Raw genomic sequence first — 21,039 nt, 5'->3', positions numbered from 1 at the left:
GGGTCCGCCCCACGGACACCCCCGTCTTCCTCCGTCACCAGATCGCGGCGACAGCCATGTACATAGGTGCTCTGACTCTGGACATCCTGCTCGGCGACGTTCATTCGCTGAAGCAGAAGCGCTCTGTGGTGCGTCCTCTCATCGCCGAGGTGCGACGCCGGTTCCCGGCGGTCGCGGTGGCCGAGACCGGTCACCTCGACCTCCACCGCCGTAGCGAGATCGGCGTCGCCGTGGTGTCCGCCACGGCCGCGAACTGCGGCGAGGTGCTTGAGGCCTGCGAGCGGTTGATCGCCTTTCACCCCGAGATCGAGCTGCTGTCCGCGCGGCAGCGGCTGATCAACGAGGACGAGGAGTAGGGCCCGGGGAAGCCACCCATCCCGTGGGCCGTTAAGCGAGTAAAGCGAGCAAAGAGGGGGAGCGCGATCGTGGACGCAGCACGCGCCCGTAAACTTGCGGACCGCATTCAGCAGATTGTCGCCGAGATGCTGGAGCGCCGGATCAAGGATCCACGCCTCGGTTTCGTGACGGTCACCGATACCAAGATCACCGGTGACCTCCGTGACGCGACGGTCTTCTACACGGTCTTCGGCTCGGAGGCCGAGCGGGCCGACACCGCCGCCGCCCTTGAGAGCGCGAAGGGGATCATCCGTTCGGAGGTGGGACGCCAGACCGGCGTACGGCACACGCCGACGCTGACCTTCAGCCACGACCCGCTCCCCGACAGCGCCCGGCACCTGGACGAGCTGCTCGCCGAGGCCAAGGCCCGCGACGAGGAGATCGCCAAGAAGGCCGAGGGCGCGGTGCACGCCGGCGAGGCGGACCCGTACCGCAAGCCCGGCGAGGACGACGACGAGGGCGAGGACGACCTGCGAGGGGAGCTCGGCGCCGAGCCGTCCGACCGCGCGGGGCGTTCAGCACTGTGATGTCCGGCGTACGAGCTCCGCAGGGGCCTCCCGCGCACGTCGTGCGGGAGGCCGACTGGCTGCGGGCCGTCGAGCTGGTGCGGGACGCCGGCGAGGTCGCGCTGGTCTGCCACGTGGCGCCCGACGGCGACGCGCTGGGCTCGATGCTCGGGCTCGGCATGGCGCTCCGCCGGGCCGGCAAGCGGGTGACGGCGTCCTTCGGTGACCGCAGCTTCGCGGTGCCCCGGCTGCTGCGCTTCCTGCCCGGCCAAGATCTGCTGGTCGAGCCGGCCGCGTACCCCGAGGAGCCGGAGCTGATGATCAGCTTCGACGTCCCCACGGTCGACCGCCTCGGCCTGCTCGCCCCGAACGCCGGCAAGGCCCGCGAGCTGATCGTGGTGGACCACCACCCCTCCAACACCGGGTTCGGCACCGTCCAGCTCGTCGACTCCTCGGCGGCCTCCACCTCCGTGCTGGTGGAGGAGCTGATGGCACGGCTCGGTCTCGACGTCGACCATGACATCGCCACCTGCCTCTACACCGGCCTGGTCACCGACACCGGGTCGTTCAGGCACTCCTCCACCACGCCCGCCGTGCACGAGATGGCGGCGCGGCTGGTCGCGACGGGCCTGCGCACCGACGAGATCGCCCGCGAGCTGTGGGACCGATCCCCGTTCGCCTACCTCAAGGTCCTCGCGGCCGCCCTCGACCGGGCGACGCTCGACCGGCACGCCGCGGGCGGGCTCGGCCTGGTGTGGACCTTCGTGACCAGGGCCGACCGCGCCGCGCACTGCCTGCCGTACGACGAGTGCGAGGGCATCATCGACGTGATCCGCCGCACCGACGAGCCCGATGTCGCCGTGGTGCTCAAGGAGGACGACGAAGGGGCCTGGCAGGTCTCCACGCGCTCCAAGGGCCAGGTGGACGTAGGCCGGGCCTGCACGGCACTCGGCGGCGGCGGCCACGTCCGCGCGGCGGGCTTCACCTCGCACGACTCGCCCGAGGAGACCATGGCGAGCTTCCGCTCGCTCATCGGACCTCCGGCGTCCCCGTCCACCTGACCTTTCCGTCCGGCGACGTGCCGGCGAGCTTTCCAAGGATGTTCCGATGACCACGGCGGGCAGCAGGACCGGCGAAACGGCGAGGGCGAAGCGGCCGGCGCCGCCGAGCGGGCTGGTGATCGTGGACAAGCCCGCCGACTGGACCTCCCACGACGTCGTCGGCAAGATGCGGCGCATCGCCGGCACGCGCAGGGTCGGCCACGCGGGCACCCTGGACCCCATGGCCACCGGCGTGCTGGTGATCGGCGTCGAGAAGGCCACCCGGCTGCTCGGCCACCTGGCGCTCACGGAGAAGGGCTACGACGCCACGATCCGGCTCGGGATGACCACCAACACCGACGACGCCGAGGGCGAGACCCTCACCGAGACCTCCGCCGCCCACGTGACCGACGAGGCCGTCCACGCGGGCGTGGCCACGCTCACCGGTCCGATCCAGCAGGTGCCGCCCCAGGTCAGCGCCATCAAGGTGAACGGCGAGCGCGCGTACAAGCGGGCGAGGGCGGGCGAGGAGGTCCAGCTCCAGGCGCGCCCGGTGACCGTACACGCCTTCGAGATCACCGAGATCCGCCGCCACGGGGACGTGGTCGAGGTGGACGCGTCGGTGAGCTGCTCCAGCGGCACCTACATCCGCTCGCTGGCCCGCGACCTCGGGGCGGCCCTCGGCGTCGGCGGCCACCTGACCCGGCTGCGCCGCACCCGCGTCGGGCCGTACGACCTGTCGGCGGCCCGCACGATCGAGCAGCTCGCGGAGGACTGCGTGATCCTGCCGATCGCCGACGCCGTGGCGGCGGCCTTCCCGCGCATGGACGTGTCGGAGGAGCAGGCCAACCTGGTCGCCCACGGCGGCCGCCTGCCCTCCGCGGGGCTCGGATCCGGGCCCATCGGCGTCTTCGCCCCCGACGGCACCCTCCTCGCCCTGGTCGAGGAGCACGGCAGGACGGCCAAACCCCTCGCCGTCTTCGTCCCCTAGGTCCGCCGCCCTGGCCGGCCGGGGCGGGGAACACGGAACGCCGGGGGCGGACGTGGTGTCCGGCCCCCGGCGGGCTACCGCCTGAGTGGAGTGCTGATCAGTATTCGACCTTGACTGATGCTCCGGCGAAGGCCTGGCTCGCGTACAGGCTGATGAAGTTGTAGCCGGCGGGCGGGTTGGTGATGGTCAGGGTCTCCGCGTTGCCCGCTCCGGTCGAGCGCCGGGTGTAGGACGAGGTGGTGGCCCAGGTGCCGGAGCCGTAGTAGAGGTCGGCGTTCCCCGTGCCGCCCGACGAGGTGATGGTCAGTGTCGTGACGCCGGCCGGGAGGTTCAGGTAGAGGTAGGCGTAGTTGCCGGCGGTCGCGGACAGGTTGCTCCGCTCGCAGTTCTTCCCGAGCTGCCGGGTATCGGCGCCGGTGCATTCGGGCATGGAGGACCCGCCCGTCGACACCCTGACCTGCTGTGCGGCCGTGGCGGTCGCGCCCCCGTCGTCGGTGACCGTCAGGCTGACCGTGTAGGTTCCTCCGGCGCCGTAGGTGTGCGAGGGGTTCGCCGAGGTGGACGAGGTCCCGTCGCCGAAGTTCCACTGGCGCGAGGCGATCGTGCCGTCGCTGTCGGTGGAGGTGTCGGCGAAGGTCACGGCGAGGCCGCTCGCGGTGGAGGTGAAGCTCGCGTCGGGCGCCTGGTTGCCACCGCCGGCGCAGCTCCCGGAGGCGCACGCCGCCAGCCACGTCCACCAGTCGCCGTCGTAGCGGCTGCCGATCGTGGAGGTCAGGAAGGTGCGGGCGGCGTTCCAGTTCCCGGTCCGGTAGTTTCCGAGGACGGTGGTGACGTCCGCGAGGTGCTTCTCGAACATGTACCGCACGGCCAGGTAGCCCCAGCGGTAGATGCGGGTGGTGTCGTGGGAGTAGGTGGTGTCCCACAGCGTGCTGAGGGCGTAGGTCCGCCTGGCCGCCTCGGTGATCGCCGCGTCGTAGACGACCTTGCGGTAGGAGTAGGACACGTACTCCGCGAAGCCCTCGATCCACCAGATGGTCGGGGTGGTGACCCCGGCGTCGAAGTCGCCGTACATGTCGTACCGGCCGTCGAGGTAGTGCGTGTACTCGTGGTTGAGGTTCCAGATCTGGAAGGCCGGACGCACCCATTCGGCCTCGTAGGCGATGAAGCGCGGCTGGTTGCCGGCCGCCGAAGGGTCGCCTTCGAGGTACATGCCGCCGTTGTTGGTGTCGATGCCGAACATCGCGCCGGCGTAGGTCTGGTAGTCGGTGCTGGAGTCGAAGACGCAGACCTCGATGGTGGTGTTGTCGTCGCCGGACACCGGGCGGTTGCCGTCCTTGACGAGGTTGTGGAAGTAGGCGTCCTGGTCGGTGAGGCTGCGGCAGCTCTCCGCGAGCTGCGCCGAGGTCATGTCCTGGGCGCGGATCCTGATGCTGGAGCTGCACGCGTAGGTGACCGTGAGGACGTTCTGCGCGAGCATCCGCGCGAGATCGCAGGTGCCGTACGAGGAGCAGTTGGCCTTGTCGTAGGAGTCGGTCATCTCCGCGACGCCGACCCACAGCGGCGCGGTGGCCCCGGTGATGCCGCTGCGCGAGAGCAGGTCCTTGGCCTTCGGCCTGACCTGGGGCTGGAGCGCGGTGTGCTGGAGGAAGCGGCCGAGCTCCCGGCCCGCGTTCGAGGTGAGGTAGCCGCGGTCGGTGCCGAGCAGGCCGAGGTGGTTCAGCGCGAAGGTGTAGAGGGTGGTCAGGATGCTCGGGTCGGCCTGCACCCTGGTGACGAACGCCGGCACCTGGTGGCCGCGGAAGAGCACCGTGTAGAGGTTGTTGACCGCGTTGAGCATCCACCAGGACGCGTCGTAGGAGCTGTTGTAGCCGGTGAGCATCCGCTTGACGACGTCCAGGTACCGGTCGTTCTCCTGGGCGCTGTCGATCAGGGTGACCGCCTCGGCCAGCACCTCGCCGTTGGCGTCGCTCACCGTGTAGGCGCGTGAGCCGCCGAAGAACGCGTCGAGGCCGGCCTCGATCGCGGTCTTCAGCGCGGGGCCGTAGGCGCCGACGGTCGAGGCGTTGTACCACTGCACGTAGTAGCCGGCCCGGAGGTAGAGCACGAGCTGCGCGGTGCTCGTGCTGTTGTCCCCGGGATAGCCGGCGGCGTTGTCACGCAGGGCGTACGCGACCGTGCTCATCTGCGCTTCGCGGAAGGCGGAGTAGGCGTCGCCGCCGGTCAGGTTGAAGAGCGTGTTGACGCAGTCCGTGGTCGAGGACTTGATCTGCTGGACGAGCGCGCTTCCTGAACGGCTCGTGAAGTCGCCGGGCGCGCACGCCGCGGCCGTGCTCTGGGCGGCGCCGCGCGCCATTGACGGCCTGCGGTGCCGCGGTGCCGCGGCGGGTTCGTCGTAGTCGCTGCGCAGCGCGTCCTTGGCCGCGGACAGCGGCGGGCGGTCCTTGGCCTTCAGCGGGGACCGCTGGATGTGCCCCGTCTCCTCTCCGGCTGAACGGGCCGGGGCGGGCGGGGGTTTCGGGGCCGCGCTCGCCGCCGCCGCCAGTGGCTGGAGGAGAAGGCTCAGGCCGATGGCGAGGGCGGTCAGCGCCGTACGGCGCCTCGCTGTCCCGCGTAAGCAGGGGGTGATCGTCACGTACAACCTCCGGGGGGTCTCCATGAGCAGGCGCGAGGTTGCGCTCGGCAGCCCGCAGTCTTATCGCCAAATCGGGCTTAGAGTCATAAAGCGCCCCATAAATCTCGGCTATGGATCTCGATCCCCGCAGGGCTCCGGAAGGGCGGGGGGAGGCGGCGGAGGCGGGCGCGCCGGGAGATTCGGCTGCGTGCGGTGGCCGGTGGTGGGCGTCACCCCACCAATCCCGACGAGGTCCAGTCAGTGAGGATGAACTACCAGATAATCCTGGATGTGGACCTTGAGATCAGGCATCTCCGCATGATCTCCGCGCTGGCGGAGACGGGCAGTGTCACCCGGGCGGCGGCCCGGCTGGGGCTGTCCCAGCCGGCCATAACGAACCAGCTCCATCAGGTCGAGAGCGTCGTCGGCGGTGAGCTCTTCGTCCGCAGTCGTTCCGGGGTCGAGCCGACACCCCTGGGGCGCCAGGTCGTCGCCCGCGCGCGGATCGTGCTGTCGGAGGTCGACGCGCTCTTCGGCGACCTGCGCCTGTCCACCGGCCCGGCCGGGGTGCTGCGCCTGGGATCGGTGCATTTGGCGTGCGTGGCGAGCATCGTCGGGCGGATGGGCGAGGCGCTCCCCGGAAGCGAGATCTCGCTGCGAATCGAGCCCTCCACGGTGCTGCTGGCCGAGGCGCTGACGCGCGGCCACCTCGACGCGGCGCTGCTCGGCGTCATCGAGGGCTTCGACGTCACACTCGCCGCGCCGGTCGTCAGCCGCACCCTGGTGCCCAGGTATCCGATATTCGTCGCGCTGTCGGCGGCGCACCCGCTGGCCGGTGAGGAGGAGATCCGGCTCGCCGATCTGAAGGACGAGGCATGGATCAGCCCGCCCGGCGCCGACGACGGGTCGCTCGCCGCGCTGCGGGCGTCCTGCCGCGCCGCGGGGTTCGAGCCCAGGGTGCTCTACGACGCCCCGAGCGGGGCGGCGCGCCCGCTGGTAGTCGAGGGCCGGGGCGTGCGGCTGGTCGACCCGTCCTGGCCCCCGGCGCCCGGCACGGTCGTCCGTCCGCTCGCCGGGGAGCCGCAGGTCGCCCGACTGGTGGTGGCGTGGCGCCGCGACAGGCTGAGCGGCGAGGAGGCCGCCGCGCTCTATCGTGGCCTGGCGGACGCCTACTCCGACCACGTGGACGGCAACCCGGCGTTCAGCCGCTGGTGGCACACGCACCCCGAGGTGCATCCGCTCACGTGAGGGGCCGGTCGCCCGTCCCGGAGTCTCGCGTTACCGCGGTGCTTCCCGCGACCAGTGGGACGCGACTCCCACAGGCGCCCAGCCGGCCCCTCCACACCCGGGGGCCGGCTTTTTACGTGCCCTCCCTTGCCCGCCGTGACCGTGGTGTGGTCGTGTTGTCGCACGTCAGAGGCGGGTGATCGCATGGCTCGCTGCCGAAACGCAACATTCCAGTAATAGATTAGAAACTTATAATCTTTAGCTTTCTCGCATGAGGTCGTCTGAGTCACCGGACTCTCCATCCCCCGAACTGCCGGTGGAGATCGATCGCGGATCTCCGGTCCCCTACCACGAGCAGATCTACCGGCTGCTGCTCGACCAGATCGTGTCCGGACGCCTCGCTCCCGGCCAGAAACTCATGCAGGAGAAGGAGTACGCGGCACGTCTCGGGGTCAGCCTGGCCCCCGTGCGGCAGGCGATCCTGGCGCTCGCCAAGGACGGCTACCTGACCAGGACGCGCGGGCGTGGCACCTACGTCCGCGAGGCCAAGGTCGGCGCCGAGATCCAGCTGCTGTCCAGCTTCACCGCCACGCTCAACGCGACCGGGCTGCCCGCCGCGATGCGGGTGCTGGCGGCGGAGACGGTCCCCGCGTCCGAGCCGGTCAGTACGGCGCTCAGGATCCCGCTCGGCGCGGAGGTCTTCCGCCTGCGACGGGTGGCGTTCCTGTCGGGCGAGCCGGTCGTGCTCCTCACGGCGTCGTTGCCGGTCTCGCTGTTCCCCGGGCTCGGCGCGGCGGATCTGAGCGGATCGCTCTACGAACTGCTGCACGAGCGGTACGGCACGGTGATGACCTCCGCGCGCAACGTCATCGAGGTGGTGCGCGCTCTTCCCGAGCACGCCGGCCACCTCCAGGTGCCGGTGGGCGAGGCCCTGCTCCGTGTCGAGGCCGTGACCCACGACCAGCACGGCGTCCCGGTGGAGTTCTCGCAGGTTCTCTACCAGGCCGACCGGTTCAGGTTCGAGATAGAGAGCCATCCCCAGCACGGTGTGGGCTTCCAGCCTGATCGAACACCCCCCACGACATCCCCGACGGCATAGCCGCGCGGCCCGGCGGTCCCACGGCCGGCTCCGCGGCTCCCTAGCTCCATAGCTCCACCGCTCGACAGAGAGGGGCCATTGCCGTGGCCACATCGAGTCAAATACCGGCGTCCTCCTCCGACAGGCAGGCCGGCGTCTTCGTCCGGAACGCCACCGGACTGATCCGCGAGGTGTCCTTCTTCGACGCCTTCGTGATGAACACCTTCGGGATGAACGTCGCGGTCGGCGGCGTCTTCCTCTTCCTCCAGGCGCAGACGGCGTTCTCCGGGGGCAACATGTTGCTCGCGGTGGTCATCGGCACCCTGCTGATGGCGTTCACGCTGCTCAGGGTGTACGCCGAGTTCTCCGCCGCGATGCCGCGCTCCGGCGGCGACTACGTGTTCGTCAGCCGCACCCTGCATCCCATCCTCGGATTCCTGCTCTCCTGGAGCCAGGGCCTCTGGATGATCTTCTTCTGGATCGGGTTCAACGCCTACTTCGCGCTCACCTTCGCGGTGCCCGCCGCGCTGGCCACGCTGACGTCGGTCACCGGCCAGCCGATCTGGCTCGACATGGGCAACGCGCTCCTGGCCAAGCACGACCTGCTCGGCATCACCACCCAGTGGTGGGTGCTCGGGCTCGGCACGATCATCACCGTCGGATTCGGCGTGCTCATCGTGCTGGGCGGTCAGCGGTACTGGCGGTGGCAGAAGTTCCTGTTCGCCATCGCGGGCGTCAGCCTCCTGGTGTCCTTCGCGCTGCTGCTCTTCAACGGCGGGCACATCTCCGCCGGCTGGAACGAGTTCGCGGGCAGGAACCACGGGCTGAGCTTCGACCAGATCATCCCGGCGGCGGAGAAGGCCGGCTACACGGGCAACGGCGCGCCGTTCAGCTTCGTCGACACCCTGCTGATGCTGCCGTGGGTGTTCTTCGTGGTCGGGTACGCGCAGGGCTCCGCGCAGATCGGCGGCGAGATCAAGCGGGCGTCCAAGACGCAGTACCGCGCCATGGTCGGCGGCGTGCTGGTCAACGGCCTCGTGCTCGCCCTGCTCACGATCGTGCTCACCAGCCATGTGAGCCCCCAGTGGCTCGGCAGCCTGGGCTACCTGGCCGGGGCCGCGCCCGACACCCTCGGCCTGCCCGCGGGGCTGCCGCCCGGCTTCAACTTCCTGGCGGCGCTGCTGACCCACAACGTCTTCCTGCTCCTCCTCATCGGCGTCGGCTTCGTGATCTGGGCGGTGATGGGCACCCCGCTGTCGACGATGCAGGCGACCCGCTACATGCTCGCCTGGTCCCTCGACCGCACGGTGCCGCAGAAGCTCGGCGACGTCAGCGAGCGGTTCCACACCCCGGTGAAGGCGATCGTGCTCTGCGTCATCACCGGTGAGCTGGCCCTGATCGCACTGGTCAACTGGTCGGACGCCAGCCTGCTCGGCGCGCTGCTCGCCCAGATCCTGGCGTTCATCATCGTGTCGCTGGCCGGGGTGGTGTTCCCGTACCGGCTGCGCAACGTCTGGGAGTCGGCGGGCGGCAAGCGGGTCTTCGGGATCCCCGCGGTCGCGCTGGCCGGCGCGGGCGGGGTGCTGTCCCTGGGCGCGCTGATGATCACGTTCATCGCGGACGACACGATCAACTCCATGTTCGCGGTGACCCGGCAGCTCTCGCTGTGGTTCATGTTCGGGGTCGTCGCGACCGGAGTGGTCTGGTACGTCGCGGCCCGCCTGATCAACCGCAGCAGGGGCGTCGACCTCAGCCTGGTCTACCGGGAGATCCCGCCGGAGTGACCGGCCCCGCCCCCGCCCACCGAAGATCATGAAGGAGTTGTGCAGATGCGTTCGACCAGTACCGCGGGCCCGCGGGGCGTGCTCGTCATCGGCAACCTGACCATCGACGACGTCGTACGGTCCGACGGCACGGCCCGCATGGCCAGCCCCGGTGGCAACGCCGTGTACGCGGTGCTGGCGGCGCGGCTGTGGAACCCGGCGGCCGGCATCGTCACCAGGCGTGGAGACGATCTCCCCGGCGGCATTCTGGACACCCTCGAACGGCTGGAGGTGGACACCTCGGGCGTGCGCACCGTCGAGGGCCCCACCGTCCGCAACTGGGTGGTCTACGAGGACGACGGGCGGCGGCACTGGCTGTACCGGACTCCAAGGGAACGATCACGTGAGGTCGCGGTGCGGCCCGAGGACATCCCGGACGGCAGGCTACGGGCCGACCCCGCGCCCGTGGTGCACATCGCGGCCATGCCGCTGTCCGCGGCGGCCGAGCTGGTCGACCACATCAGGGCGACCGCCCCCGGCGCGCTGATCACGCTGGACACCCACGAGGACTGGGCCGGCGACCCCGAGGCCGTCCTGCGGCTGGCCGAGCGGGCCGACGTGTTCGTCCCCAGCAGGGAGGAGCTGGCCGAGCTGGCCGGCTACGACGACCCGCCCCGGGCGGCGGCGATGCTCCGTGGGCGGGGCGTGCCCGCGGTGGTGGTGAAGCTGGGTGCCGAGGGCGCCCTGATCGACGCCGAGGGTACGGCCGCGCCCGAGATGGTCGAGGCGTACCCGGCGAACGCCGTCGACACCACCGGGGCCGGTGACACCTTCTGCGGGGCGCTGGCCGCCGCGCTCGCCTCCGGCCTCACCCTGCCTGAGGCCGTACGGCGCGGTGCGGCCAGCGCGGCGTGGGCGATCGAGGAGTACGGCTCGCTGGCCCTCGCCGGTCTCGATCCGGAGACCGCCCGGCGGCGGTTCGCGGCCCTGTCCGCCAGGGCCGAGGCCGTGCCGTCCCCGGAGCCGTCCGAGGCGCCCGGCGCTCATTCCGCCTCCGAGGAGCCCGCGTACGACATCGACGTGATGCGCCGCGAGATCGCCATGATCCCGGACGTGATCGCCCAGCACCTGGCCGACCCCGGTGGCCACGTGGAGCGGATCGCCCAGATCCTCACCGATCGCGGCATCGAGCACCTGTTCCTGGTCGGCTGCGGCGACTCCTACTTCGCCGGGCTGGCCACGGCGCTGGCGTTCCAGCGGCACACCGGGATCTCAGCCCGAGCCGTGCACGCCCTCGACTTCGCCCGCTACCAGGTGCGGTACCTGCCGGAGCGGAGCGCGGTCGTGTGCGTGTCGTTCTCGGGCAGGGTGGGCCGCACCACCGAGGCGGTGGTGCAGGCACGCAGGTTCGGGCACCTGGCGATCGCGCTGACCAACAACGAGAGCGGCGCGCTGGCCGAGGCCGCCGAGCTGGTGCTGCCGATCGCGGTGCCGACCCTGGGCTTCTCGCCCGGCACCAGCACCTACCTCGGCATGGTCGCCACCCTGGACGACCTGGCGCTGCGCTGGGCGCGGGCGCGCGGCCGGGACGCCGCCGCCGCGCGCGCCGCGCTCACGGCCGTACCCGCATTGGCCGAGCAGACCCTGCGGGCCAACGCCGGCCCGGCGGACAAGGCGGCGCGGGCACTGGCGGGGCACCAGTGGATCACCTTCCTGGGGGCCGGCCCCAACGAGTCCTCGGCGAAGTTCGGCGCGGCCAAGCTGTTCGAGGGCCCGCAGGTCGTCGGGGTGAGCACCAACATCGAGGAATGGGCCCACGAGGAGTACTTCGTGAGCTCGGCCGGCACGCCGGTGGTCATGGTCGCGCCGTCGGGAGCCGGGGCCGACCGGGCGGCGGAGATCCTCAGCGAGCTGGACTTCATCGGGGCCTTCCCCGTCGTCGTCAGCGACATCACCCCGGAGCCCTCCGCGCTGCACCTGCCGCTGGCCCCGGGCGTGCCGGAGGAGTTCTCGCCGCTGCTGGCGGCGCTCCCGCTGAGCCTGATCGGCTTCCACCTCGCCGAGGTGCTGGGCAAGAAGAGCTACAACTTCCCCAGCGAGGCGGCGAAGACCGAGCACTACGACACGATCCACCGCGTCGTGATCGGAGAACCGGCATGAGCACTCCCGTTCCCCTGGCCGACATCGAGGCCGAGGCCGCCCGGCTCACCTCCGCGTTCGCCGCGCGCGGCCTCACCGTACGGCTCATCGGCGGCCTCGCCGTCGCCCGGCACCGGCACCGCGACGTGCCCGCCACGCTGAGCAGGGAGTACGGCGACATCGACCTGGTGATCCTCCCCAAGGAGGGCAAGGCTTTCAGGTCGGCCATGGCCGAGCTCGGCTACGTCCCCAACGTGCGGTTCAACAACATGCGCGGCGACCGGCGGATGCTCTTCGCCGACGAGCCCAACGGGCGCAAGCTCGACGTGTTCGTGGGCGGGTTCCAGATGTGCCACAGCATGGACCTCGCCGACCGGCTCTCGCTGCACCCCGAGACGCTCTCGCCCGCCGACCTCCTGCTCACCAAGCTGCAGGTGGTGGAGGTCAACCGCAAGGACCTGACGGACGCGCTGACGATCCTGCTCACCCACGAGGTGGCGGCGCCGGACGCGCGGGGGGCAGAGCCCGACCACATCAGCTCCGACCGGCTCGTGCGGATCACGAGCATGGACTGGGGCTGGTACACCACCTTCACCGACAACCTGGCCAGGCTTCCCGGCCTGGCCGCCGAGCTGCTCGGCCCGGCCGAGGCCGAGGCGGTCGGCGGCCGGGCACGCGGGCTCGGCGACGTGCTCGCCGCCGCCCCGAAGTCGCTGAAGTGGCGGGCGCGCAACGCGGTGGGCCGCCGCGTGCCCTGGTACGACCTCCCCGACGAGATTGGAGGGCCGATCGATGCGCAGTCGTGACGTCAAGATCTTCTTCGCCACCGACATCCACGGTTCGGACCGCTGCTTCCGCAAGTTCGTCAACGCCGGCAGGTTCTACGGGGCCGACGTGCTGATCATGGGCGGCGACATCACCGGCAAGATGCTGGTGCCGATCGTCGAGGGCACCGGTGGGCGGTACCGCTCCCACCTGTTCGGCCGTGACCGGGAGGTCGGGGCCGAGGAGCTGCCCGCGCTGCGCAAGCTGATCGCGGACGCCGGCTTCTACGCCTACGACACCACCCCCGACGAGATCGCGGAGTTCCGCGAGCGCCCCGAGCTGGTCGAGGAGACCTTCCGCAAGCACATGCACGAGACGCTGTCCGCGTGGATGTCGCTCGCGGAGGAGCGGCTGGCGGGCACCGGCATCATGTGCCTGCTCGCGCCGGGCAACGACGACCCTCTCTTCGTCGACGACGTGCTCGGCTCCTCGGACATGCTGATCAACCCCGAGGGGCGGCTGGTCGAGCTGCCGGGCGGCTTCACGATGATCTCGGTCGGCTACTCCAACCCGACTCCCTGGGACTCCCCGAGGGAGCTGCCCGAGGACCAGCTGGCCGAGCGAATCAACCGCGAGGCCGCCAAGATCCCCGACCCGTCCAAAGCGATCTTCAACCTGCACGTACCGCCCAAGGACACCCCGATCGACCAGGCCATGGCCCTGGACGCCGAGTTCCGCCCGGTGCTGAAGTCGGGAAGCCCCGTGATCACCGGGGTCGGGTCGCAGGCCGTACGGGACGCGATGACCACCTACCAGCCGCTGCTCGGCCTGCACGGGCACATCCACGAGTCCCGGGGCGAGGCGGGCATCGGCCGCTCCCGCTCGATCAACCCGGGCAGCGAGTACTCCGAGGGCGTGCTGCGCGGAGCCCTGATCAGCCTCTCCACCAAGAAGGGGATCCGTGGGTACCAGCTCGTCGCGGGGTGAGGCGCCGGACGTGGCGCCGGACGTGGTGCCGGACGTGGTGCCGGACGACGCGCCGGGGGCGCCCACCGTGGCGGTCATCGGATCGGCCCGGCTGGAGGCGCCCGACCCGGCCTGGCACCAGGCCCTCGCCCTCGGCGCGGCGCTCGGCGGGCGGGGCTGGCGGGTGATGACCGGCGGGTACGGCGGGCTGATGGGCGCCGCCGCCCAGGGCGCGCGCGAGGCCGGCGCGGCGGTGGTCGGGCTGCCCATGAGGGGGTGGTCCGGGCTCACCCCGAGCCCGTGGTGCACCGAGCTGCGCTGGGCCGACGACTACTCCGGACGGCTGCGCCACCTGCTCGCCGCCGACGCGGTGGTGGCACTTCCCGGCGGGGTGGGCACGCTCGGCGAGGCCGCCGTGGTGTGGTCCGCCCTGCAGACCGAGCCGGGCGCGGCCCGGCTGGTGCTGCTCGGCACGCGCTGGCGCCGGCTGCGGGAGGCGTTCGCGGCCGAGCTGGTCATCGGCGCCGACGACCTGCGGCTCGCGCCCGTGGCGCGGGACGTCGGCGAAACCCTGTCCCTGCTGGAGCGGGCCCTCGCCCACGCTCCCGTCCCGCGTCCGAGGGGCTGAGCGTGGACCTGGTGATCCACGCCCTCCGGGCGGTCACCGGCGGCCGCGAGGCGCCGGCCACGGTGGCCGTGCGCGACGGCCGGATCGCCGCCGTCGAGCCGCACGGCACGGCCTTCCCCGGCGCCGCCGAGGTGGCCGAGCTGGGCGCGGACGTCGTGCTGCTGCCCGGCCTGGTGGACTCGCACGTGCACGTCAACGAGCCGGGCCACGCCGAGTGGGAGGGGTTCGCCAGCGCGACCCGCGCCGCCGCGGCGGGCGGGATCACGACGCTCGTCGACATGCCGGTGGACAGCGTCCCCGCCACGGTCGACGTCGCGGCGCTCGCGGCCAAGCGCGGCGCCGCCTCCGGGCGGTGCCACGTCGACGTCGGGTTCTGGGGCGGCGCCATCCCCGGCAACACCGGTGAGCTGGCCGCGCTGCACCGGGCCGGGGTCCTCGGCTTCAAGTGCTTCCTGGCGGACTCCGGCGCCCCGGACTTCCCGCCGCTCACGCCGGCCGGGCTGGCCGAGGCGATGTCGGCGGTGCGGGAGTTCGACGGCGTCCTGCTCGTGCACGCGGAGAGCGAGGCGGAGCTGGCCGGGTGCCCGCCGCCCAGGGGGCCGCGCTACGCGGGCTTCCTGGGCTCGCGGCCCGCCCGGGCCGAGGAGGCCGCCGTCGCCGCGGTGATCGACGCCGCCCGGCTGACCGGAGCGCGGGCCCACCTCGTGCACCTGTCCAGCGCCCGCGCGCTGCCCCTGATCGCCGCCGCCCGCCGTGAGGGCGTGCGGATCACCGCCGAGACCTGCCCCCACTACCTCTCGCTCTGCGCCGAGGAGATCCCCGACGGCGCCACCGAGTTCGCGTGCTGCCCGCCGATCAGGGAGGCCGCCAACCGCGAGCCGCTCTGGGCCGGGCTGGCCGACGGCACCATCGACCTGGTGGTCTCCGACCACTCGCCCTGCGCCGCCGAGCTCAAGCACCGCGACACCGGCGACTTCGGCGCGGCCTGGGGCGGCATCTCCTCGCTGCAGCTCGCGCTGCCGGTCGTGTGGACGGAGGCCCGCCGGCGCGGCGTCCCCCTGGCCGAGGTCGCCCGGTGGATGTGCGAGCGCCCGGCACGCCTCGCGGGCCTGGCGGGGAAGGGCGCGATCGCCACGGGATTCGACGCCGACCTGTGCGTCTTCGCTCCCGACGAGGGCTTCACCGTGCGGGTCGAGGATCTGCACCACCGCCAGCCGGTCAGCCCGTACACCGGCCGGCGCCTGTACGGGGCGGTGCGCCGCACCTGGCTGCGCGGGCGCGACGTCGACCCGCTCCACCCCGCCGGACGGCTGCTGACCCGTACGGCGTACCGTCTGGAGGGCACCCCATGAAGATCCTCGTCGTCAACCCCAACACCTCGGAGTCCATGACCGCCGCCATCGCCGCGACGGCGCGGCGCGCGGCCTCGCCGGGCACCGAGATCCTCGCCGTGCAGCCGCTCTACGGCGCGGAGGCGATCGACTGCGCGATGGAGAGCTACCTCTCCGCGGTCGCGGTGATGGACCGGATCACCACGATCGGCGAGCCGTACGACGCGGTGGTGATGGCCGGGTTCGGCGAGCACGGGCGTGAGGGGGTGCAGGAGATCGTCGACGTCCCTGTGCTGGACATCGCGGAGTGCTCCGCCCATGTCGCGCAGCTGATCGGCCGCAGCTACTCGGTGGTGACCACCCTCCAGCGCTCGGTCGGCGCGATCGAGGACCGCCTGAGACTCGCGGGCCTCGCCGACCGGTGCGCCTCGGTCCGCTCCTGCGGGCTGTCGACCCTGGACGTCGACCGCGACCCGGCCGCCGCCATGGAGGCGATCGTGGCCGAGGCGGAGCGCGCCGTCCGGGACGACCACGCCGAGGTGATCTGCCTCGGCTGCGGCGGCATGGCGGGGCTGGACGAGGCGATCACCGCGCGGCTCGGGGTGCCGGTCGTCGACGGCGTCGCCGCGGGCGTGCGCCTGGCCGAGGCGGTCGTCGGCCTCGGCCTGCGCACCAGCAAGGTCTGTACGTACGCACCGCCGGACCCGAAGGCCATCACCGGATGGCCCCTCTCCCGGCACCTCGGCATGGAGGCCTCGTGAACCCTACCGATCCCGCCCCTACCTCGCTGGAAACGACGGGAGCGACGGGCATGACCGGCGTCGACCTGGCGTCCCGATGGCTCGGCGGGGGCGTGGTCGCCGCCAGCGACGAGTCGTTCGGCCTCAAGGAGAACCTGCTGGTCCCTGGGCCCGCCGACTTCGTGCCGGGCCGCTACGACCACCGGGGGGAGATCGTCGACGGCTGGGAGACCAGGCGGCGGCGCGGCGAGCCCGGCCACGACTGGGCGATCATCCGGCTCGGCGCGCCCGGCGTGATCACCTGTGTGGACGTGGACACCAGCTTCTTCACCGGCAACTACCCCCCGTACTGCCGCGTGGAGGCCTGCGGGATGGAGGGATACCCCGGGGTGGACGAGCTCACCTCCCCGGACGCGGGATGGGCCGAGATCGTGCCGAGGAGTCCCCTGAAGGGGGACGGCCACAACCTGTTCGCCGTGTCCGACCCCCGGCGGTTCACCCATGTGCGGCTGTCGATCGATCCGGACGGGGGAGTGGCCCGGCTGCGGGTGCACGGCGAGGTGGTGCCCGATCCGAGGCACTGGGACGGGCTGACCTTCGACCTGGCAGGTCAGGACCAGGGCGGCCTGGTGGTGGCGAGCAGTGACGCCTTCTACACCTCCGCCGAGCTGCTCAACCGCCCGGACCGGGCCCGCACCATGGGAGAGGGCTGGGAGACGAGCCGCCGCAGGGACGGCGGCCACGACTTCGCGGTGATCAGGCTGGCCGCCACTGGGCGGCCGCGGCAGATCGAGATCGACACCACTCACTTCAAGTACAACGCCTCGGCCGAGGTCGAGCTGTACGGCTGCGCGCCCGGCGACGACGCGACGCTGCCGGGGACGGACTCGCCGCTGTGGTTCCCGGTGCTGCCGCGCACGAGGATCCGGCCCGACACCCGGCACCTGTTCACCCTGCGCGAGCCAGGCGAGGCGCTGACGGCCGTGCGCGTCGACGCGTTCCCCGACGGGGGCATCTCGCGGGTCCGGCTGGTCGGCACGGTCGAGCCGTCCGCCAGGCTCCGGGCCGGGCTGCGCTGGTTCAACGCGCTGCCGGAGGGCCAGGCCGCGTACTGCCTGGCGGAGGCGGGCATGCCGGCGGCGGACGTCGCGGGCGTGCTGGCCGCCCGGCCGCTCTCCGCCGACCTTCCCGGGGGGATCGCCGGGGACGTCCTCGCGTCCCTGATCACGGGAGGCTCGCGATGACGCCTGACCTCCCGGACTACGTGTGCTCGTGCGGGCGCTCCCATGCCCCCTCGGCCGAGCGGTGGAGGTGCGACTGCGGAGGGCTGCTCGATCTCGCGCCTGCCGCGCTGACCTTCCGCCCCCGGCACGGCGACCACTCCCTGTGGCGCTACGAGGACGCCATCCCCGTGCCCGGCCGCCACTTCAGCCTGGGCGAGGGCATGACACCGCTGATCGAGGCGTCCCTGGACGGGGAGGAGGGCGTGCGGCTCAAGCTGGAGTACGCCTCTCCCACGGGCTCCTTCAAGGACAGGGGCGCGGTCGTGCTCGTGGCCCTCGCCCGGGTCCTCGGCGCCACCCGGCTGGTCGCCGACAGCAGCGGCAACGCGGGCACGGCCGTCGCCGCGTACGCGGCCCGCGCGGGCGTGGCCGCCGAGATCTTCGTGCCCTCCGGCACCAGCGAGAAGAAGCTCCTGCAGATACGAGGCCACGGGGCGAAGGTCACGGTGGTCGACGGGTCGCGCGAGGACACGGCCGAGGCGGCGGCAGAGCGGGTGGAGGCGACCGGCGCCTTCTACGCCAGCCACGTCTACAACCCCTACTTCTACGAGGGCACCAAGACCTACGCCCTGGAGGTGTTCGAGCAGCTCGGTGGGACCGCTCCCGCCACGCTGGTCCTGCCCGCCGGCAACGGCACGCTCGTGCTGGGCGCCTACCGAGGATTCGCTGAGCTCCGCGCCGCCGGGCTCACCGACCGCCTCCCGCGCATCGTGGCCGTGCAGGCGGAGCGGTGCTCCCCGGTGGCCGCCGCCTTCGCGGCCAGGAGCGACGACGTCGAGCCGGTCACCCCGGGGCGGACGGTGGCCGAGGGCATCGCCATCGCCGCGCCCGCGCGGGGCGCCCGCATGCTGGAGATCGTCCGGGAGACCGGCGGAGCGGTCGTCACCGTGTCGGAGGACGAGATCGGCGCCGCGCACGCCGCTCTGGCCGCACGGGGGCTGTGGGCCGAGCCCACGGGCGCGGTCGCGTACGCCGCCGTGCGGCGGCTGCGCGCGGGCGGCTCCCCGTTCGGGGAGGGCACCGTCGTGGCCCCGCTCTGCGGCTCCGGGCTCAAGGCGTCCATGTGACCGTGCGCGTACGGCCGCGGGGCGTGCGCGGCCGTACGCGGGAGTCGGTGGCGGGCCGGGCCGGGCGATAGGGTTGGGAAGCGCCGAAGCAGGCCGGGCGGAGCCCGTTACAAGGAGTTCGCATGAGTCCACCGGTCCGCCGCACGCCCGAGAGGGCCGAGGCCGACGACCCGCAGGCGATGGTGCCTGGCGCGTGGCTCCTGCTGATCTACAAGGTGCCCTCCGAGCCCTCGCGGGTCCGCGTGGCCGTCTGGCGCGAGCTGAAGCGGCTGGGGGGTCTCTACCTGCAGCAGGCGGTCTGCGTCTTCCCGCAGCTGGGCGCGATCGAGGACGATCTGCTGCAGATCAGGCAACGGATCGAGTCGCTGGGCGGCATTTCGTACTATTTCCCGATCAAGACGGGTGACCGCGAGCAGGACATCACGCTGGTCCAGAGCTTCCGCGACATGGCGGCCAAGGAGTACGCCGAGATCATCGAGGAGTGCCAGACCAAGTTCGTCAAGGAGATCGAGTTCGAGCGGTTCCGCGAGAACTACACCTTCGAGGAGTCCGAGGAGATCCGGCAGGATCTCGACAAGATCAGGCGATGGTTCGAGAAGGTCGTGACCAGAGACTGGTTCGGCGGCCCAGGCCGCCAGGAGTGCGAGCGGTGGCTGGCCACCTGCGAGAGCCTCCTGGAAGACTTCGAGCAGGATGTCTACGAGCGCACGGGCGGCACCGGCCGGGCGGGGGAGTGAGGCGGGGGCGTCGCCCGCCGTCCGGTCCCGCTGGGCTACCCTCGTCCCCGTGCGGTCAAATCCGATCCGCATGGCAGGCTTGGGTGAGCGCGACCATCAGCAAAAGGAACGAGGTCGAGGTGCAGGGCTGGCACGGACTCGACGACGTGCCCGGAGACTGGGGCAGGTCTGTCATCACGATCGGGGTGTTCGACGGTGTGCACCAAGGTCACCAGCGCATGGTCGAACGTGCCGTCGCCATGGCGGCCGGCCTCGGCCTTCCCTCCGTGGTGATCACCTTCGACCCCCACCCCGACGAGGTGGTGCGGCCCGGCAGCCATCCGCCCCGGCTCACCACGGCGCGCCACCGCACCGAGCTGCTGGGCAGGCTCGGCGTCGACGCGGTGTGCGTCCTGCCGTTCACGCTGGAGTTCTCCCGCATGACCCCCGACGAGTTCGTCCAGGCGGTCCTCGTCGACCGGCTGCACGCCGCAGGGGTGGTGGTCGGGGAGAACTTCCGGTTCGGCCACAAGGCGGCGGGCGACGTCGAGACGCTCCGCGAGCTCGGCGAGAAGTACGACTTCGTGGCCGAGGCGGTCCCGCTGGTCAGCAACGGCGAGGCGATCTCCTCCAGCCTGGTCAGAGAGAGGCTGGCGGCGGGCGACGTCGCGGCGGCGGCCGACGCGCTCGGCCGGCCGCACCGGGTCGAGGGCGTGGTCGTCCGCGGCCACCAGCGGGGCAGGGCGCTGCTGGGCTTCCCCACGGCCAACGTCGAGTCCCCCCCGTTCACCGCCATCCCGGCCGACGGCGTCTACGCGGGCTGGCTCGAGTGCACGCAGTCCCCCTCGCCATACCAGGGTGAGCGGTGGCCGGCGGCGATCTCCATCGGCACCAACCCGACCTTCGAGGGGGTCGAGCGCACGGTCGAGGCCTACGCCCTCGACCACGATGATCTCGACCTCTACGGGGCCCACGTCGTCGTCGACTTCGCGGTGCGGCTCCGCGACACGCTGAAGTTCGACTCCGTCGACGCGCTGATCGAGCAGATGCGCCGCGACGTCGACGAGGCCCGCCGCCTGATCGGCGGCTGACCTACCGGAGCGGTCCGCACGATCGGCGGCCCTTCGCGAGGAGCACGGAGCTGTCCACGGTGATGGCGGGGCGATGGTAGCCTGACGTGTCGGCTCGGTTTCGGCGCGCTGCGCGCTGCCCGTCGACCGGTTACGGCGACTGTAGGCACACACGGTCGTTCGTTAGCAATCATCTGACGTGTGCCCGTAGACAGTTGAAGGAGAGCCGTGTCGCTCGACACCGCCGCCAAGAAGACGATCATCAGTGAGTACGGCACCGGAGACGGTGACACCGGGTCCCCCGAGGTGCAGATCGCGCTGCTGAGCAAGCGCATCAGCGAGCTCACCGAGCACCTCAAGACCCACAAGCACGACCACCACAGCCGCCGTGGGCTGCTGCTGCTGGTCGGCCGTCGCCGCCGCCTGCTGAAGTACCTCTCCAGCAAGGACATCGCGCGCTACCGCACCCTGATCGAGCGGCTCGGTCTGCGCCGATAGTGTAGAGGGGAGCGGCATCGTGTCGCTCCCTCTCTCATATCAGGGCAAAGGCATCCCTGATATGGAGAAATCCGGTCGGCGCGTCGCAGCGCGGCGCGCGGCCGCTTCCGAGCAAACTTGCCTCTAGCAAGACAACTGAAGAGCCGAGAAAGTGCCCCGCGTCCCGCACAGCACAAACGCGCGTTCCCGTGACGCCTGCGGGCCGGTCCTCGGTAGTGGCTTCC

Annotated in this window: 19 protein-coding genes; 18 read left to right on the top strand and 1 reads right to left on the bottom strand. The window is 71.7% G+C overall.

Features of this window, described 5'->3' with window-relative positions; genetic code table 11:
* Positions 1-56 precede the first annotated feature (56 nt).
* The 4 genes from OG589_RS26195 to truB all read left to right on the top strand — a co-directional run bounded on the left by OG589_RS26195 (position 57) and on the right by truB (position 2,933).
* The gene (locus OG589_RS26195) at positions 57-356 is read left to right on the top strand and encodes a DUF503 domain-containing protein (protein WP_405140435.1); all 300 of its coding nucleotides are present in this window, start codon (positions 57-59) and stop codon (positions 354-356) included.
* 66 nt (positions 357-422) lie between these two features.
* On the top strand, positions 423-923 hold the full coding sequence (gene rbfA / locus OG589_RS26190) for a 30S ribosome-binding factor RbfA (RefSeq protein WP_405152127.1): 501 nt from the start codon (positions 423-425) through the stop codon (positions 921-923).
* The gene (locus OG589_RS26185; protein WP_405140434.1) at positions 923-1,963 is read left to right on the top strand and encodes a bifunctional oligoribonuclease/PAP phosphatase NrnA; all 1,041 of its coding nucleotides are present in this window, start codon (positions 923-925) and stop codon (positions 1,961-1,963) included. Before rbfA ends, OG589_RS26185 begins: the two co-directional genes overlap by 1 nt.
* Positions 1,964-2,009: 46 nt before the next feature.
* Complete coding sequence (truB, locus tag OG589_RS26180; protein ID WP_405140433.1) at positions 2,010-2,933, top strand: tRNA pseudouridine(55) synthase TruB; 924 nt, start codon at positions 2,010-2,012, stop codon at positions 2,931-2,933.
* Between the two features lie 97 nt (positions 2,934-3,030).
* On the opposite strand, the gene OG589_RS26175 is transcribed toward truB, so the two are convergent.
* Entirely contained in the window at positions 3,031-5,565 is a 2,535-nt protein-coding gene (locus OG589_RS26175) for a collagenase (RefSeq protein ID WP_405140432.1), read from the bottom strand.
* Positions 5,566-5,811: 246 nt separating this feature from the next.
* Between OG589_RS26175 and OG589_RS26170 the strand changes: the two genes are divergently transcribed.
* The 14 genes from OG589_RS26170 to rpsO all read left to right on the top strand — a co-directional run bounded on the left by OG589_RS26170 (position 5,812) and on the right by rpsO (position 20,815).
* Positions 5,812-6,792 (top strand): LysR family transcriptional regulator, encoded by a 981-nt coding sequence (locus tag OG589_RS26170; protein ID WP_405140431.1) that lies wholly within the window; start codon positions 5,812-5,814, stop codon positions 6,790-6,792.
* A 250-nt stretch (positions 6,793-7,042) separates the two neighbouring features.
* Entirely contained in the window at positions 7,043-7,870 is an 828-nt protein-coding gene (locus OG589_RS26165) for a GntR family transcriptional regulator (protein WP_405140430.1), read from the top strand.
* An 83-nt stretch (positions 7,871-7,953) separates the two neighbouring features.
* Complete coding sequence (locus tag OG589_RS26160; protein ID WP_405140429.1) at positions 7,954-9,633, top strand: APC family permease; 1,680 nt, start codon at positions 7,954-7,956, stop codon at positions 9,631-9,633.
* 45 nt (positions 9,634-9,678) lie between these two features.
* Positions 9,679-11,772 (top strand): PfkB family carbohydrate kinase, encoded by a 2,094-nt coding sequence (locus tag OG589_RS26155; RefSeq protein ID WP_405140428.1) that lies wholly within the window; start codon positions 9,679-9,681, stop codon positions 11,770-11,772.
* Positions 11,769-12,557 carry a hypothetical protein gene (locus tag OG589_RS26150; protein WP_405140427.1) on the top strand — a complete coding sequence of 263 codons (789 nt, stop codon included), beginning with the start codon at positions 11,769-11,771 and terminating at the stop codon, positions 12,555-12,557. The genes OG589_RS26155 and OG589_RS26150 overlap by 4 nt, the downstream gene beginning before the upstream one ends.
* Positions 12,544-13,503, top strand: coding sequence for a hypothetical protein (locus tag OG589_RS26145; protein WP_405140426.1), 960 nt, complete (start codon positions 12,544-12,546; stop codon positions 13,501-13,503). Before OG589_RS26150 ends, OG589_RS26145 begins: the two co-directional genes overlap by 14 nt.
* A complete protein-coding gene (locus OG589_RS26140; RefSeq protein WP_405140425.1) occupies positions 13,478-14,110 on the top strand; it encodes an LOG family protein in 633 nt (210 codons plus the stop codon). Before OG589_RS26145 ends, OG589_RS26140 begins: the two co-directional genes overlap by 26 nt.
* A gap of 2 nt (positions 14,111-14,112) precedes the next feature.
* A complete protein-coding gene (allB, locus tag OG589_RS26135; RefSeq protein WP_405140424.1) occupies positions 14,113-15,462 on the top strand; it encodes an allantoinase AllB in 1,350 nt (449 codons plus the stop codon).
* Positions 15,459-16,202, top strand: coding sequence for an aspartate/glutamate racemase family protein (locus tag OG589_RS26130; RefSeq protein ID WP_405140423.1), 744 nt, complete (start codon positions 15,459-15,461; stop codon positions 16,200-16,202). The genes allB and OG589_RS26130 overlap by 4 nt, the downstream gene beginning before the upstream one ends.
* The gene (gene alc / locus OG589_RS26125) at positions 16,199-17,425 is read left to right on the top strand and encodes an allantoicase (RefSeq protein WP_405140422.1); all 1,227 of its coding nucleotides are present in this window, start codon (positions 16,199-16,201) and stop codon (positions 17,423-17,425) included. The genes OG589_RS26130 and alc overlap by 4 nt, the downstream gene beginning before the upstream one ends.
* The gene (locus OG589_RS26120; RefSeq protein ID WP_405140420.1) at positions 17,422-18,531 is read left to right on the top strand and encodes a threonine synthase; all 1,110 of its coding nucleotides are present in this window, start codon (positions 17,422-17,424) and stop codon (positions 18,529-18,531) included. Before alc ends, OG589_RS26120 begins: the two co-directional genes overlap by 4 nt.
* Positions 18,532-18,653: 122 nt before the next feature.
* Positions 18,654-19,268: a Chromate resistance protein ChrB gene (locus tag OG589_RS26115; RefSeq protein ID WP_405140419.1), complete on the top strand. Its 615-nt coding sequence runs from the start codon at positions 18,654-18,656 to the stop codon at positions 19,266-19,268.
* A 119-nt stretch (positions 19,269-19,387) separates the two neighbouring features.
* A complete protein-coding gene (locus OG589_RS26110; RefSeq protein WP_405152126.1) occupies positions 19,388-20,338 on the top strand; it encodes a bifunctional riboflavin kinase/FAD synthetase in 951 nt (316 codons plus the stop codon).
* Positions 20,339-20,545: 207 nt separating this feature from the next.
* A complete protein-coding gene (gene rpsO / locus OG589_RS26105; protein WP_363912228.1) occupies positions 20,546-20,815 on the top strand; it encodes a 30S ribosomal protein S15 in 270 nt (89 codons plus the stop codon).
* Positions 20,816-21,039 lie beyond the last annotated feature (224 nt).

The organism is Sphaerisporangium sp. NBC_01403 (assembly GCF_045040145.1).
In the GTDB taxonomy this organism is placed as follows: domain Bacteria; phylum Actinomycetota; class Actinomycetes; order Streptosporangiales; family Streptosporangiaceae; genus Sphaerisporangium; species Sphaerisporangium viridialbum.
Note: the sequence above shows the minus strand (reverse complement) of the source record. Positions and strands in the feature narration are given on the sequence as shown.